The sequence below is a fragment of the Mycobacterium intracellulare ATCC 13950 genome (assembly GCF_000277125.1).
Classification (GTDB): Bacteria; Actinomycetota; Actinomycetes; order Mycobacteriales; family Mycobacteriaceae; genus Mycobacterium; species Mycobacterium intracellulare.
On sequence record NC_016946.1, the window covers coordinates 1,673,982 to 1,689,756 of the forward strand.

Here is a 15,775-nt window from a genome sequence, read left to right on the forward strand (position 1 = left end):
GGGTACATCGAACTCACAGGACACAAGGGAGACGCCATGCCCACCGGACGCGAGCCGGCACCACCCGGCGAAAACGCTTTCACCGCAGAAGATGTCGAACTCGCCGAACGCAGAGTGGCCATGGCGCGCGAGCGCGCGGCTCGCGCGGGGCTGTCCGCGGCACGAAGCTTCGAGGAATCCGCGATCCAGCATGAGCGAGTCGCCAAAAGCCAAGACTGGGTCGTCCGACAAGGGGTGCCGCACCGCGACGTGCACCGCGAATCCGCGCTCAAGCACCGCGAAGCCGCGGCCGAGGACCGCAAGCTGGCCGAGCTCAAGCGCAGGGAATCCGAGGCGGACCTGGCGGCCGGCGCCGCCACGGACTGACGCGTTCTCAGTCCTCTACGAAGCGGGCGCGAACCTCCGGAGGCGGCAGCGGACAGCTGTCGTACTTGCCGAAGACCCGATAGCGGATGGCGGCGAACCTGTCGTAGAGCCAGTCGCGCACGGGGGTCGGAACGAGACGGGCGACCGCGAGCGCTTTCCACGGCCCGCCGAGATAATCCGCGACGCGCAACGCGGCGGCTGAGCGGACGGCCACGCGTTCCGAGGGCTGTCCGGGGTCGTCGACGAACACCACCGAGTCGACGTTGCCGATCTCGGGGTGCCGCTCGATGATCGCTTTGGCGAAGACGCTCTGCAGGGCCGCAAAGCGCAGCGGACCTGCGGGGTCGAAGCGAAGGATCGTGCGCACCGCCCGATTGCACACCCCGCAGACACCGTCGTACAGCAGGACCGGGGCTGCCGACTCACCGCTCATGTCTCCCAGGTTACTGACGCCGCGGAAGGTGGGCGGGCCCCAAGGTTGACCTATGGTAAGGCAACCCTTAGTTTGTGGGGGTAACGTACCAAGTCGTGACCGGGTGGCCGGTGATCCGCGGCAGGGTGCCGCCCGCGCGGGATCGTGGCAGGTGTCGAATTCACAGTTTGTGCGGCCCTCGCCGGCCGCACCGATCCGTGGCCTCGTGGCGGTGATCCCGCCGGATCGTCAGCTCCGCGCCGGCGCGGAGCGCCGCGAGAAAGGACCGCTAATGGCACGCGGATTCCAAGGTGTGATGTTGCGCAGCTTCGGCGCGCGCGATCACACCGCGACGGTCATCGAAACCGTCCGGATCGCACCGCACTTCGTGCGCGTGCGCATGACGTCGCCCACGCTGTTCGAAGACGTGGACGCCGAACCGGCCGCATGGCTGCGGTTCTGGTTCCCCGATCCGGACGGATCGAAGACCGAGTTTCAGCGCGCCTACACGATTTCGGAAGCCGACGTCGCGGCCGGACGCTTCGCGGTCGACATCGTGCTGCACGAGCCGGCCGGTCCGGCGTCGCAGTGGGCGCGCACCGTGCAGCCCGGCGCCACCATCGCTGTCATGGCGCTGATGGGTTCGTCGCGGTTCGATATGCCCGACGAGCAGCCGGCCGGGTATCTGCTCATCGGCGATTCGGCGTCCATTCCGGGGATGAACGGGATCATCGGCGTCGTCCCGGACGACGTCCCGATCGAGATGTACCTCGAACAGCACGACGACAACGACACGCTGATCCCGATCGCACAGCATCCGCGGCTGCGGCTGCACTGGGTCGCCCGCCGCGACGAGAAATCGCTTGCGGCGGCGATCGAGAGCCGAGATTGGTCCGACTGGTATGCGTGGGCGACGCCGGAGGCCACGACGCTCAAGCAGGTGCGGACCCGGCTGCGCGACGAGTTCGGCTTTCCGAAATCCGAGGTGCACGCCCAGGCGTACTGGAGTGCCGGGCGCGCGATGGGCACCCGCCGCGGTGACGAGCCCGAGGGCTCCGAAAGCGTGGCGCCCACCGTCGCCCCGGAAGAGGTTGCGGCGCAACTGGAGTCGGCTCGGCAGGTTCCCGAGACGGCGCCCGCCCCGGTGTCGCGCGGAAACTGGCGCGCCCAGGCCGCGGGCCGATTGCTCGCGCCGTTGCGCTCGGCGCTGATCCTGTCGGGCCTGTTGCAGGCGGTCATCACGCTGGTGCAGCTGGCGCCGTTCGTGCTGCTGGTCGAACTCGCCCGCCTCCTGGTGTCCGGGGCGCCCGCGTCCCGGCTGTGGAACGTCGGCATCGCCGCGGTGTCGTTGCTGGGCCTGGGGGCGTTGCTGGGCGCGGCCCTCACCCTCTGGCTCCACGTCGTCGACGCGCGATTCGCCCGCGATTTGCGTACGGGATTGTTGCGCAAGCTGTCTCGGCTGCCGCTGGGTTGGTTCACCGCGCGCGGATCGGGTTCCATCAAGCAACTGCTCCAGGACGACACGCTGTCCCTGCACTACCTGGTCACCCATGCCATCCCGGACGCGGTGGCCGCGGCCGTCGCGCCGGTGGCGGTGCTCGTCTATCTGTTCGTGGTCGACTGGCGGGTGGCGCTGGTGTTGTTCGCGCCCGTCCTGGTCTACCTGGTGCTGACCTCGTCCCTGACGATTCAATCGGGCCCGCGCATCCCGCAGTCGCAGCGCTGGGCGGAGACGATGAGCGGCGAGGCCGGCGCCTACCTGGAGGGTCAGCCGGTGATCCGCGTCTTCGGTGGTGCCGCCGCATCGAGTTTCCGGCGCCGCCTGGACGAATACGTCGGCTTCCTGGTCGCCTGGCAGCGCCCACTGGCCGGCAAGAAGACCTTCATGGATCTGGTCACCCGGCCGTCGACCTTCCTGTGGCTCATCGCGACCACCGGCACCCTGCTGGTGGTCGGGGGGCGGATGGATCCGGTCAACCTGTTGCCATTCTTGTTGCTGGGAACCACCTTCGGCGCACGCCTGCTCGGGATCGCCTACGGCCTCGGCGGCATCCGCGCCGGCATGTTGGCCGCCCGGCGCCTGCAGAACACGCTCGACGAAGCCGAACTCGCCGTGCGCGATCACGGCCAAGCCCAGGGGGAGCCGACGAAGGCGGTGGTGTTCGACCACGTCAGTTTCGGCTACCGTCCGGGCGTTCCCGTGATCCACGACGTGTCGCTGACCCTGCGCCCCGGCACGGTCACCGCGCTGGTGGGGCCGTCGGGATCCGGCAAGTCGACGCTGGCCGCGTTGCTGGCACGGTTCCACGATGTCGATCAGGGCTCGATACGCGTTGGGGGACAAGATATCCGGTCGATGACCGCCGACGAGCTGTACGCCCAGGTCGGATTCGTGCTGCAGGAGACGCAGTTGGTGCACGGCACCGTGGCGGAAAACATCGCGCTGGCCGCTCCCGATGCCATCCCGGCGCAGATCGAACAGGCGGCGCGCGAGGCGCAGATCCACGACCGGATCATGCGGCTGCCGGACGGCTACGACACCATGCTGGGCGCCGGGAGCGGCCTGTCCGGCGGGGAGCGCCAGCGCCTCACCATCGCCCGCGCGATCCTGGCCGGCACCGGCGTTCTCATCCTCGACGAGGCCACCGCGTTCGCCGATCCGGAGTCGGAATACCTTGTGCAGCAAGCGCTCAACCGGTTGACACAGGACCGCACCGTGCTCGTGATCGCGCACCGGCTGCACACCATCACCCGGGCCCACCAGATCGTCGTGCTCGACCACGGCCGCGTCGTCGAGCGCGGCACCCACGACGAGTTGCTGGCCGCCGATGGCCGGTATCGGCGCCTGTGGGAGGGCGGCCAGCGCGATGAGGTGGCCGCCGGCGCGGCCGGGGAGGGTGCCCGATGATCCGCACGTGGTTGAGCCTGGTGCCGGCGGATCGGCGCACCCGGGTCGTCGCCTACACGGTGCTGGCGTTGATCTCCGTGGTGGTGCGGGCGGTGGCCACCGTGCTGCTGGTTCCCCTGGTGGGCGCGTTGTTCAGTGAGGCCCCACACCGCGCGATGGTGTGGCTGGGGTGGCTGACCGCCGCCACCGCGCTCGGCTGGGTGATCGACACCGCGACGGCGCGCATCGGCTTCAACTTGGGCTTCGCGGTGCTGGACCACAGCCAGCATGACGTGGCCGACCGACTGCCCGGTGTGCGGCTGGATTGGTTCACCGCCGAGCACACCGCGACGGCGCGGCAGGCGATCGCGGCGACGGGCCCCGAACTCGTCGGCCTCGTCGTCAACCTGCTCACGCCGTTGATCTCGGCCGTGCTGCTGCCGGCCGCCATCGCGGTCGTCCTGCTGCCGGTCTCCTGGCAACTCGGTCTGGCCGCGCTGGGCGGGCTGCCGCTGATGCTGGGCGCGCTGTGGGCGTCGGCGCGCCTGGCGCGTCGCGCCGATTCCACTGCGGCCGAGGCCAACAGCGCGCTCACCGAGCGGATCATCGAGTTCGCCCGGACCCAGCAGGCATTGCGCGCCGCGCGGCGCGTCGAACCGGCCAGGAGCATGGTCGGCGACGCGCTGGCCGCCCAACACGGCGCGACCATGCGGCTGCTCTCCATGCAGGTGCCGGGTCAGCTGCTGTTCAGCCTCGCCAGCCAGCTGGCCCTGATCCTGCTGGCCGGGGCGACCACCGCGCTGACGGTGAACGGAACGCTGTCGGTGGCCGAGGCCATCGCACTGATCGTCGTCATCGTGCGCTACCTCGAGCCGTTCACCACGATCAGCGAGCTGGCGCCGGCGCTGGAGAGCACCCGCGCCACGCTCGACAACATTCGCTCGGTGCTCACCGCGCCGCTGATGAACGCGGGCGCCGCGACGCTGCCGGGCGCCACGGCCCCGCGTATCGAGTTCGACGACGTGACGTTCGGGTACCCAGCTGTCGGTGGCGCCACCGACCTGGTGCTCGACGGGGTGAGCTTCTCGTTGGAGCCGGGAAGCACGACGGCGATCGTCGGACCGTCCGGGTCGGGCAAGAGCACCATCCTGGCGCTGATCGCCGGCTTGCACGAGCCCACGCGCGGCCGGGTGCTGATCGATGGTGTCGACGCGGCGACGCTGGACGCCGAAGCCCGGCGGGCGGCGAGCAGCGTCGTGTTCCAGCATCCCTACCTGTTCCACGGGTCCATCCGCGACAACGTTTTCGCCGGGGACCCCGGCGCCGACGACGACCGGTTCGCGCGCGCGGTGGCGCTCGCCCGCGTCGACGAGCTCGTCGCACGGCTGCCCGACGGCGCCGACAGCGTCGTCGGCGAGGCCGGTTCGGCGCTCTCGGGCGGTGAACGCCAGCGGGTCAGCATCGCCCGCGCGTTGCTCAAACCCGCGCCGATACTGCTGGTAGACGAGGCGACCAGCGCTCTGGACACCGAGAACGAGGCCGCCGTGGTCGACGCGCTGACCGCCGACCCGCAATCGCGCACCCAGGTGATCGTCGCGCATCGGTTGGCGAGCATCAGCCACGCCGACCGCGTCCTGTTTCTCGACAGCGGCCAGGTGGTCGAGGATGGCACGGTCGACGAATTACTCGCTGCGGGGGGTCGTTTCGACGAATTCTGGCGCCAGCAGCACGAGGCCGCCGAATGGCGCATTCTGGCCGATTAGATCACCGCTGTTGACCGCAACTCTTGCGGTATGCCTTACAGTTGGTCAGTCGGATCGAGCTGTCCGCGGGCAGGAGGCGTGCTGGGAATGAGTGCTGTGCTGTCGTCGATACCGCGTTACCCCGGCGACGTGACCCCGGCATGGCTGTCGGCCGCGCTCAGTGGCCGCGGCGCTCCCGTCGAGGTCGCCGAGGTGGACGTGGTCGCGATCGGCACGGGACAGACCGGGGCGACCTACCGGGTGAGCGCCCGCTACGCGACGGATCCCGGTGACCTTCCGCAGACCTTCGTGATCAAGCTGCCCGCCCAGGACGACACCGTGCGCGACCGGGTGGTGATCGGCTACCGCAGCGAATGCGCGTTCTACTCCTCGGTGGTGGACCGGGTGCAGGTGCCGACCCCGCGGTGCTTCTACTCCGAGATCACCGAGGACGCAATGGATTTCGCCCTGCTGCTCGCGGATCAGGCGCCGGCGGTGCAGGGCGATCAGCTCATCGGTTGCGGCGAAGCCGAAGGGCGCCTGGCGGTTAACGCCCTCGCCGGCCTGCACGCGCCGACCTGGTGCGATCCCGCCTGGCTCGATTTCCCCGGCATCGCGTTCGGGCGCCCGGATGAGGCCGGCGCTGCCGGCATGGGCGAAGTGGCGAAGATGAGCGCCGATATCACGCTGGAGAAGCTGGGCGATCGGATGAGCGCCGAAGACCGCGATACCTTCAGCGCGGCAATGGGTGTGATTACACCGTGGCTGCTGTCCGAGTACGACCGGTTCGCCCTGCTGCACGGCGACTACCGGCTGGACAATCTGCTGTTCGACCCGGACCGGACCCGGGTCAGCGTGGTCGACTGGCAGACGCTCGGGGTGGGCCTGCCGACCCGGGATCTCGCGTACTTCACCGCAACCAGCCTCAATTCGCAGCTGCGCGCTGCCATCGAGGAGGAGCTGGTCGCCGACTACCATCGCGCGCTGACGGCCGGCGGCGTCAGCGACTACGACCGCGAAACATGTTGGCGCGATTACCGGCTCGGGGTGCTGCAGGCGCCGCTGATCTCGGCGCTGGGGTTCGCGTTCGCCGCCGCCACCGAGCGTGGCGACGACATGGTGCTGGCCATGCTCAGCCGCGGCTGCCAGGCGATCCGCGAGCTGGGCACGCTGGAGCTAGTCGAGCACTGATCGGCGGGCGGCTTCCTGAGCCAGCTGCATCCGCGACGTGAGCCCGAGTTTCGCGTAGACGTGGGTCAGGTGCGTCTGCACGGTGCGCGGGGAAATGAAGAGGCGTTCGCCGATGTCCTTGTTGCCCAGTCCCTCGGCGACGAGGCGCACGACGTCGCGTTCGGTCGGGGTCAGCGAGTCCCAGCCCGTGGGCGGCCGCTTGCGTTCGCCTCGTCCGCGCCGGGCGTAGGCGATCGCCTCCTCGGTGGACAGCGCAGCGCCGGCGGCCCACGCGGCGTCGAACTCCTTGTCCGTCAAGGCGTTACGGGTCTGCTCCAATGACGCCTGGTAGTCCGCGTCGTACACCCGGAAGCGGACTATGCCGGTGCGCCGACGGACCGCATCCGACGCGCCGAAGAGCCGTGCCGCCTCCGGGTGGCTCCCGGCAAGGTGTGCCAACTGGGCGAGGCACTCCAGCAGGTCTGGAACGAATAGGTGCGCCCGCAATTCGACCGCACGGGTCAGCGCGTCGTGGGTGTCGCGTTCGGCCTGGCCCGGTTCGTTTTCCGCCAGCGCCACACGCGCACGGGTCGTCAGCGCCTGCACCATGAACCACCCTGCACCGGACGCGATGTCCTCCTCGGCGAAGCGACGCGCGGATGTCAGGTCGCCGCGGGCCAGCGCGACCTGCGCCCAGGGCTTCGCGGTGGTGGACGCAAGCGGCCAGTCCCCGAACCGCTCGCGTGCGGCGTCGCCGGCCTCGGTGGCCGCGTCGATATCGCCGCCGGCCAGCGCCGCGTAGGCCAGCGACGAGTACACCACGCCCTCCATATACCGGCCGATCTCGGCGGCGCCGTCGAGGGCGTCACCCGCGAGGGCGCGACCTTCGTCCGGCTGTCCGGTGTGCGCCGAAACGTGGGCCAGACGCTCGCGGGCGGACACCTGCCAGATCAGGGCGTGCGTCGCGTCGGCTTCGTTCATCAATTCGCGGAGTCGCGCCGCGGCGCCTGTGACGTCACCGAACACCCATTGCGCAGCGATCAGACACCAACGGCATCCGCGTGAGTAGCCTTGGTCGCCGATCGCGTCCGCGAGGTCGCGCCCCTCGGTCGCTGCCGCCACGGCGGCGGCGGGATCACCCGTGCCGACTGTCGCCGTCAGGGCCTTGCTGTAGAGGATCTGGGCCAGTCTCCACCGGTCACCTATGGCCCGTGCCAAGTCTTCCGCCTCCGACAAATACGGTCGGGCGAGTTCCGCGTTCCACGCGGCGAGGCGACCGCAAGCCGTGAGAGTCCGCACCAGCAACGCCGGATCGTCCAGCTCGCGCGCGATCGCCAGCGAACGCTGCGCTCGCGCAAGGCTTTCCGGGTCGCGCATGTTGTCCAGGAATGCCTTGTCGGCCAGCGCCCTCGCCATCGCTCGGGGCGACACCTCGGCGCCCTGACGCTCGGCGTCCGCTAGACCCGCGTCGAGCCAGTCCGATCCCTCCCTGAGGCCGCCCCGGGTGAGCCACAGCGGCTGCAGCGACGTCGCCAGTTGCAGCGCGCCGTTGGTGTCGGAGTTCTCCCGGCTCCACGCGAAAGCGGCACGCAGGTTGTCGATCTCGGCCTGCGCTCGATCGAGGAGGAGTTCGAGCCTTGCGTCGCCCGGCGCGTCGACGGCCGCCGCCAGATCAGCGTAGTGCTCGCGGTGCCGGTCCCGAATGGCGACGACCTCGGGGCATTCGCCGAGCTTTTCCTGCGCGTACTGGCGGATCGTCTCCAGCAGCCGGTATCGCATGGGGCCGCCGGCAGATTCGGCCGTCACCAGCGACTTGTCAATGAGCAGCGCGAGCACGTCCAGCACCTGGTGAGACGCCAAATCCTGGTCGCAGACCACCTTTCGGCAAGCGTCGAGGTCGAACCCGCCCATGAAAACCCCTAGCCGGCGGAACAGGATCCGCTCGGGCTCGGTCAACAGCGCGTGTGACCAGTCCACCGATGCGCGCAGCGTCTGCTGGCGGCGCACCGACGTCCGCGACCCGCCCGTCAGCAACCGGAACCGGTCCTGCAGGCCGGCCAGAATCTCGTGCGGCGACAGCGCGCGGACGCGTGCCGCCGCCAGCTCGATCGCCAGCGGCATGCCGTCGAGGCGACGGCAGATCTCGTATACCGCGGCCGCGTTGTCCTCGTCGACGGTGAAGCCGGGGCGCGCATTGCTCGCGCGATCGGCGAACAGCCGCGTGGCGTCGTCGTCGAACGACAGGGACGGCACCCGCCACGTCACCTCGCCGCTCACGCCGATCGGCTCGCGGCTCGTCGCCAGCACCGTCAGTCGCGGGCAACCCCCCAATAGCGCACCGGTAAGTCCCGCACTGGCGTCCAGCACGTGCTCGCAGTTGTCGAGCACCACGAGCATGTGCCGGTCGCCGACGAACTGCAGCAGGCTTTTCTCCGGGGATCGCCCCGGCTGATCCGGCAGCCCCAGCGCCCGGGCGGTGGTAATGGGCACCAGGTCGGCGTCGGCGAGGGGAGCCAGGTCCACGTACCAGATTCCGTCGGCGTAGTCGGCGGCGACCGAGGCCGCGATCTGCACCGCCAGCCGGGTCTTGCCCGCACCGCCGGCGCCCGTCAACGTCACGAACCTGTGCTGCGCGAGAAGACCTCGCACCTCGCGCATTTCGGCGTCGCGACCCACAAAGCTGGTCAGTTGTGCGGGAAGGCGCTGAGAGACAACGGATTCGCGGTGTCGAAGGGGCGGAAATTCGTTGCGGAGGTCGGGATGGCACAGCTGCACAACCCGCTCCGGCCGCGGCAAATCCCGCAGCGCGTGGATGCCGAGGTCGTTCAACCACGCCCCGTCGGCGAGCGTGTCGGCAACCAGATCGCCGGTGGTACCCGATAACACCGTTTGGCCGCCATGCGCGAGCTCGCGGAGTCGCGCCGTCCGGTTGATGGCCGGCCCCACGTAGTTGTTCTCGTCGCGCAACTGAACCTCGCCGGTGTGTACCCCGATCCGCAGCCGCAGCGGCGCCAGCGGCGCCCGTTGCAATGCGAGCGCGCACGCCACCGCGTCCGACGCGCGGCTGAAGGCTATGACGAAGCTGTCACCCTCACCCTGCTCGACCGGACGGATTCCGTGATGCGCCCCGACCAATCGGGCGAGTGTTTGGTCCAGCTTCGCGATCGCCGCGGTCATCTCCCGCGGCTGGGAGCCCCATAGCTGCGTCGAACCCTGGACGTCGGCCAGCAGCAGTGTCACGGTGCCGGTCGGCAGGGGCTCGTTCATGCCTTCGCCTACGCCCAGGTCGCTCCATTCCAAGGGTGGCGTGCCCGCCCGAGGATCGATTTTGCTCATGCTAGCCAGCATGGGCTGGCCGCATACGGCAAAACATCGGCGTATGCGCGTATATCTCCGCGCTTATAGGTCGCCGGTGAAGTCGGCGCTAAGCCAGCGGTCGGGCCGGATGGTGAACAGCACCTCCTCGACGCCCTCCATGCTGCGGACGAACGCGCGCCCGCCTTCCTCGCCGAGGTAGCGAATGGCGATTGCTTCCTGCAAGTCGGCCGGGGCAGGCTTCGTGGTTTCGACGACGCTGCCCTCGACCACCACGTACTGGTACGGCGGCTCCTCGCGCTGGACGACGAGCGTCACCACCCCGGCCCGCTCGATGAGCCGCGCCTTGCGGCTGGACGCGCCGGTCATGATCCGGACGTTGCCGCCCGGCGTGTAGTCGTACCAGATCGGGACGCTGGCCGGCGGCCGGCCGTCGGTGGCCGCGACGGACAGGACGCCGACGTGCTTGGCGGCCAGGAACTCTTGGCGTTCGGTCTCGGTGAAGGCTTTCATGTGGCCTGAAAGCGCGGACGTCGGCGATCTATTCCCGCCGCGCTGAGCTCAATACTGCGTCGAGCCCTGATCGACCGGGATCTGCGCGGCGGTGACCTTGCGGGACTCGTCGCTGGCCAGCCAGCACACGGTGTCGGCGATCTCCTCGGGTTCGGCGACCCAGTCGGGCAGGAACGGCGTGAGGACGTGCGACAGCTGCGGGTTGGTTTCCATCGTCTTGCCCACCGCCGTGACCATGTCGCCCGAACCCATCGGGGTGTTCACCGGACCGGGGTGGACGCTGTTGACCCGGATGGAATGCTTACCCAACTCGGCGGCGAAGGCGCGCGCCAGGCCGGTGACGGCGTGCTTGCTGGCGGTGTAGTGAATCATGAACGGCTGCATCTTCATACCGGCCGCGGAACTGATCAGGATGATGGAGCCGCCGCGGCCGCCCTCGATGATCTTGTCCGCCCCGGCCATCACGGTGTTCCACGTTCCGGTGACGTTGATGTCCATGACGTCGCGAAAGTCTTCCGGTGTGATGTCGTCCCATGCCTGCGGCGCCGCAACCCCGGCGTTGGCGACGATGATGTCCAACCGGCCCAGCGCGGCGACACCGTCCGCGACGACCCTTCGCAGTCCGTCGAAGTCACGCGTGTCCACCACCGACGCGATGATGCGACGGTTCGTTTCCTCGACCAGGCGAACGGTCTCGCTCAGGTCGTCCGGGCTCGCCGGGTCGTAGGGAACGCAGGACGGAAGCTTGCCGGCGATATCGACGGCGATGATGTCCGCGCCTTCGGAGGCCATGCGCACCGCGTGCGCCCGGCCCTGGCCGCGCGCCGCGCCGGTAATCAATGCCACTTTTCCGGCAAGCCTGCCTGCCATTAACGCTCCTTCGTTGTGATGGTCCGTGCCGCCGCCTTGACCAGATTCGATCCGATGATCAGGCGCTGAATCTCGCTGGTGCCCTCGTAGAGCCGCAGCAGGCGCACGTCGCGGTAAATGCGTTCGACCGCAACGCCTCGCATGTAGCCGCTGCCGCCGTGGATCTGCACCGCGAGATCTGCGACATTGCCGGCCATTTCGGTGCAGAACAGCTTGGCCGCCGACGGCGCGATCCTGCGGTCCTGATCGGTGACCCACAGCCGCGCGGCGTCCCGCACCAGCGCGCGGCCGGCCATCACGCCGGCCTGCTGGTCGGCGAGCATCGCCTGCACCAACTGGAAGCTTCCGATCTCCGCCCCGCCCTGCGTCGCCGTGGCGGCATACGCGACGGATTCGTCGAGCGCGCGTTGGGCGGCGCCCACGGCGAGCGCGGCGATGTGCACCCGGCCGCGGGCCAGTGAGGTCATGGCCGCGCGGTACCCGATGTCTTCGCTGCCGCCGATCAGTGCGGCGTCGTCCACCCGGACGTCGTCGAAGGCGACGTCGGCGGTCCACGCGCCTTCCTGGCCCATCTTGGCGTCCTTGGCGCCCACCTGCACGCCGGCGGCATCGGCCGGCACCAAAAAGACCGCGATCCCGGGTCCCTTGTCGTCGGCCGGCCGGGTGCGGGCGAACACCACGAAAAGGTTGGCGACGGGCGCGTTGGTTATGAAGCGCTTCTGCCCGGAGATCACCCAATTGTCGCCGTCGCGAACGGCTTTGGTGCGCAGGCCGGCGGGGTTGGATCCGGCGCCGGGTTCGGTCAGCGCGAAGGACGCGACGACGTCGCCGGACGCGATCGACTCCAACCAGCGCGATTTCTGTTCGTCGGTGCCGAACCCGACCAGAACCTGTCCGGCGATGCCGTTGTTGGTGCCGAACATCGACCGCAGTGCCAGCGACGTGTAGCCCAGCTCCATCGCCAACTCGACGTCTTGCATCAGGTTGAGGCCGAGGCCGCCCCACTCCTGGGGGATCGCGTAGCCGAACAGGCCCATCCGCTTGGCCTCGTCGCGCAGGTCGTCGGGGACACGATCCTCGTCGAGGATCTCCTGCTCGCGGGGGACCACCGCGCTGCGCACGAATTGCCTTGTCTGAGCCAGGATCTCGCGGAAGTCCTCGTCGGAGACCTCGGCGATTTCGGCGGTTGCCATCGGCTCCACGCTCCTCTCCCGATCCGGGGCACCCCGGTTCAGGGGAGGATCCTATATCAAATATGATATTTGCCTGATGGGTGCCCGATGGCGGCGATAACAGAGAAGGATGTGTGATCCAGGTGGCGTTGTTGGCAGGTCAGACCGCAGTAATCACCGGCGGAGCGCAAGGACTCGGTCTGGCCATCGCGGAGCGCTTCGTCGCCGAGGGGGCGCGGGTCGTGCTCGGTGACGTCAATCTCGAGGAGACCCAGGTGGTGGCCAAGCAGCTGGGCGGTGACGACGTCGCGATCGCGGTCCGCTGCGATGTCACGCAGTCCTCCGACGTCGAGACGCTGATCCAGACCGCGGTCGAGCGGTTCGGCGGCCTGGACATCATGGTCAACAACGCCGGGATCACCCGAGACGCGACGATGCGCAAGATGACCGAGGAGCAGTTCGATCAGGTCATCAACGTCCACCTGAAGGGAACCTGGAACGGCACCCGGCTGGCCGCCGCCATCATGCGGGAAAACAAGCGCGGCGCCATCATCAACATGTCCTCGGTGTCGGGGAAGGTCGGCATGGTCGGCCAGACCAACTACTCGGCGGCCAAGGCCGGCATCGTCGGCATGACCAAGGCGGCCGCCAAAGAGCTGGCGTATCTGGGCGTCCGGGTCAACGCGATCGCCCCCGGTTTGATCCGGTCGGCGATGACGGAGGCCATGCCGCAGCGCATTTGGGATTCGAAGGTGGCCGAGGTGCCGATGGGCCGGGCCGGCGAGCCCAGCGAAGTCGCCAGCGTGGCCCTGTTCCTGGCTTCCGACCTGTCGTCGTATATGACCGGCACCGTCATGGAAATCACCGGCGGCCGACACCTGTGAGCGGGGTCCGTGAAACCGTCATCTGTGAGCCGGTGCGGACGCCGATCGGCCGCTACGGCGGAATGTTCAAGGCGCTCAGCGCCGTCGACCTCGGTGTCACCGCCCTGAAGGGTCTGCTCGAGCGAACCGGGCTGGCGGCCGACGCCGTGCAAGACGTCATCCTCGGCCACTGCTATCCCAACAGCGATGCGCCGGCGATCGGGCGCGTGGTCGCGCTGGATTCCGGCCTGCCGGTGACGGTTCCGGGCATGCAGGTCGACCGGCGTTGCGGGTCGGGCCTGCAGGCGGTGATCCAGGCCTGCCTGCAGGTCGGCCATGGCGACCACGATCTCGTCGTTGCCGGCGGCTGCGAAAGCATGAGCAACGTCGCCTTCTATTCCACCGATATGCGCTGGGGCGGGGCTCGCGGCGGCGTGCGGGTGCACGACGGGCTGGCGCGGGGACGCACGACCGCCGGCGGAAGGCACTACCCGGTGCCGGGTGGAATGCTGGAGACGGCCGAGAATCTGCGCCGCCAGTACGGGATTTCACGCCAGGAACAAGACGAGCTGGCGGTGCGGTCGCATCAGCGCGCGGTGGCCGCGCAGAAGGACGGCGTCCTCGCCGAGGAGATCGTTCCGGTTGCCGTCCCCACCCGCAGCGGCGAGGAAGTCATCGACGCCGACGAACACCCGCGCGCGGACACGTCGGTGGAGTCGTTGAGCAAGCTCAAACCCGTTCTGCTGAAAGACGACCCGGAGGCGACGGTCACGGCCGGCAACTCCAGCGGGCAGAACGACGCGGCGTCCATGTGCGTGGTGACCACGCCGGAGAGGGCCGACGCGTACGGCCTGAAGCCGTTGGTGCGCCTGGTGTCGTGGGGGGTCGCGGGGGTGGCGCCCAACGTCATGGGCATCGGGCCGGTCCCCGCGACGGAGGTGGCGCTGTCCAAGGCGGGCCTGCAGCTCTCCGACATCGACCTCATCGAGCTCAACGAAGCCTTTGCCGCGCAAGCGCTCGCGGTGATGCGGGAATGGAATTTCGGTGCGGCCGACCATGAGCGGACCAATGTGCACGGTTCGGGAATCTCGCTGGGCCACCCGGTGGGGGCAACGGGCGGACGGATGCTGGCCACGCTGGCGCGCGAGCTCAATCGGCGGCAGGCGCGCTACGGGCTGGAGACCATGTGCATCGGCGGCGGGCAGGGGCTTGCCGCCGTCTTCGAACGGGTCGCATCGAGATGACCGACCCCGGGCTGCCTCTGGACGGCCTCACCGTTGTCGAGGTGTCCAGCTTCGTCGCCGCGCCGCTGTGCGGAATGACCCTGAATCAGCTTGGCGCAGAGGTGATCCGGGTCGACCCTATCGGTGGTGCGTCCGACGTGCAACGCTGGCCGCTGTCGGCGGACGGTACGTCGATCTATTGGACGGGCCTGAACAAGGGAAAGCGTTCGGCCACCATCGATCTGCGCTCCGAAGGCGGCCAGGCACTGGTCCAGCGCCTGATCGTCGAGGGTGACGGCATCGTCGTGACCAACGCCGCCGGGCTGTCCTGGCTGAGCCACGACGTCCTGGCGGCCAAGCGCCCCGACGTCATCCACGTCCAGTTACTCGGGCGCGGTGACGGTTCCACCGGCGTGGATTACACGGTCAACGCCGGCCTGGGCTATCCACTCGTCACGGGCCCGGCCGATCATGCCGGTCCGATCAATCACGTCCTGCCGGCCTGGGACGTGTGCTGCGGACTGTACGCCGCGCTGTCCGTCGTCACCGCCGTCCATCGCCGCGACAAGTCCGGGGCGGGGACGCGGATCAGCCTGGCGTTGGAGGACGTCGCGCTGGCCACCGCCGCCAACCTGGGCTTGCTCACCGAACCTCAGGTCAACGGGACGCAACGCGAACGGCTGGGCAACGCCATCTACGGCCAGTACGGGCAGGACTTCACCAGTCGCGACGGCGGCCGGTTCATGGTCGTCGCCCTGACCAAGCGGCACTTCCGCGATCTGGTCGAGGTCACCGGCACGCATGCCGCTGTGTCGGCGCTCGCCGAGGCGCTCGGGGTGGACTTCGGGTCCGAAGGCGACCGGTACCGGTACCAGGACGTGCTGTCCGGGTTGTTCGCCACCTGGTTCAACGATCACAGCGCCGACGAGGTCACCGCCGCGCTGTCGAATACCACGGTGCTGTTCGAACGCTACCGCACCTTCGCCGAGGTCGCGGCGGGACCGAAAGTCACTGACAATCCGCTGTTTTCGCGGTTGCGGCAACCCGGCCTCGGCGACTACTTCGCGCCGGGCCTACCGGCCGCGTTCGACGGGGTCCATCCCGCCAGCGCACCGGCGCCCGCCTTGGGACAAGACACCGCCGAGATCCTTCAGCGGTTGCTGGGGCTGACCACCGCCGACATCGAGCGCCTGACGGACGCCAAGACCATCGCGGGCTGAGCAGCCGGAAGGAAACACAGCA

Annotated in this window: 12 protein-coding genes; 7 read left to right on the plus strand and 5 right to left on the minus strand. The window is 69.0% G+C overall.

What is annotated here, in order from left to right; translation table 11 throughout:
* The first annotated feature begins 36 nt into the window (after nt 1-36).
* On the plus strand, nt 37-366 hold the full coding sequence (locus tag OCU_RS33035; protein WP_009952855.1) for a hypothetical protein: 330 nt from the start codon (nt 37-39) through the stop codon (nt 364-366).
* Between the two features lie 7 nt (nt 367-373).
* On the opposite strand, the gene OCU_RS33040 is transcribed toward OCU_RS33035, so the two are convergent.
* Complete coding sequence (locus tag OCU_RS33040; protein WP_009952856.1) at nt 374-799, minus strand: thiol-disulfide oxidoreductase DCC family protein; 426 nt, start codon at nt 797-799, stop codon at nt 374-376.
* 271 nt (nt 800-1,070) lie between these two features.
* Here OCU_RS33040 and OCU_RS33045 point away from each other — a divergent pair, with 271 nt between their 5' ends.
* From OCU_RS33045 to OCU_RS33055, 3 genes are all read left to right on the plus strand, one after another.
* Nucleotides 1,071-3,686, plus strand: coding sequence for an ABC transporter ATP-binding protein/permease (locus OCU_RS33045; protein ID WP_014379607.1), 2,616 nt, complete (start codon nt 1,071-1,073; stop codon nt 3,684-3,686).
* Entirely contained in the window at nt 3,683-5,428 is a 1,746-nt protein-coding gene (locus OCU_RS33050) for an ABC transporter ATP-binding protein (RefSeq protein ID WP_009952859.1), read from the plus strand. Before OCU_RS33045 ends, OCU_RS33050 begins: the two co-directional genes overlap by 4 nt.
* 87 nt (nt 5,429-5,515) lie before the next feature.
* On the plus strand, nt 5,516-6,598 hold the full coding sequence (locus tag OCU_RS33055) for a phosphotransferase family protein (RefSeq protein ID WP_036390429.1): 1,083 nt from the start codon (nt 5,516-5,518) through the stop codon (nt 6,596-6,598).
* Here the strand turns inward: OCU_RS33055 and OCU_RS33060 are convergent.
* Genes OCU_RS33060 through OCU_RS33075 form a run of 4 tightly spaced genes read right to left on the minus strand, consistent with a single transcriptional unit; the run spans nt 6,584 to nt 12,468 of the window.
* Entirely contained in the window at nt 6,584-9,925 is a 3,342-nt protein-coding gene (locus tag OCU_RS33060; protein ID WP_026071502.1) for a helix-turn-helix transcriptional regulator, read from the minus strand. The two genes, OCU_RS33055 and OCU_RS33060, sit on opposite strands and share 15 nt — an antisense overlap.
* A 51-nt stretch (nt 9,926-9,976) precedes the next feature.
* Nucleotides 9,977-10,405, minus strand: coding sequence for a pyridoxamine 5'-phosphate oxidase family protein (locus tag OCU_RS33065; protein WP_009952864.1), 429 nt, complete (start codon nt 10,403-10,405; stop codon nt 9,977-9,979).
* 48 nt (nt 10,406-10,453) lie between these two features.
* Nucleotides 10,454-11,275 (minus strand): mycofactocin-coupled SDR family oxidoreductase, encoded by an 822-nt coding sequence (locus OCU_RS33070; RefSeq protein ID WP_009952866.1) that lies wholly within the window; start codon nt 11,273-11,275, stop codon nt 10,454-10,456.
* Complete coding sequence (locus OCU_RS33075) at nt 11,275-12,468, minus strand: acyl-CoA dehydrogenase family protein (protein ID WP_026071501.1); 1,194 nt, start codon at nt 12,466-12,468, stop codon at nt 11,275-11,277. The genes OCU_RS33070 and OCU_RS33075 overlap by 1 nt, the downstream gene beginning before the upstream one ends.
* Nucleotides 12,469-12,581: 113 nt before the next feature.
* On the opposite strand from OCU_RS33075, the gene fabG reads away from it, so the two are divergent.
* The 3 genes from fabG to OCU_RS33090 are packed head-to-tail and all read left to right on the plus strand — an operon-like array spanning nt 12,582 to nt 15,753.
* The gene (gene fabG, locus OCU_RS33080; protein WP_008254916.1) at nt 12,582-13,331 is read left to right on the plus strand and encodes a 3-oxoacyl-ACP reductase FabG; all 750 of its coding nucleotides are present in this window, start codon (nt 12,582-12,584) and stop codon (nt 13,329-13,331) included.
* A complete protein-coding gene (locus OCU_RS33085) occupies nt 13,328-14,554 on the plus strand; it encodes an acetyl-CoA C-acetyltransferase (protein WP_009952868.1) in 1,227 nt (408 codons plus the stop codon). Before fabG ends, OCU_RS33085 begins: the two co-directional genes overlap by 4 nt.
* Nucleotides 14,551-15,753: a CoA transferase gene (locus OCU_RS33090; RefSeq protein WP_009952869.1), complete on the plus strand. Its 1,203-nt coding sequence runs from the start codon at nt 14,551-14,553 to the stop codon at nt 15,751-15,753. Before OCU_RS33085 ends, OCU_RS33090 begins: the two co-directional genes overlap by 4 nt.
* The last annotated feature ends 22 nt before the right edge of the window (nt 15,754-15,775 follow it).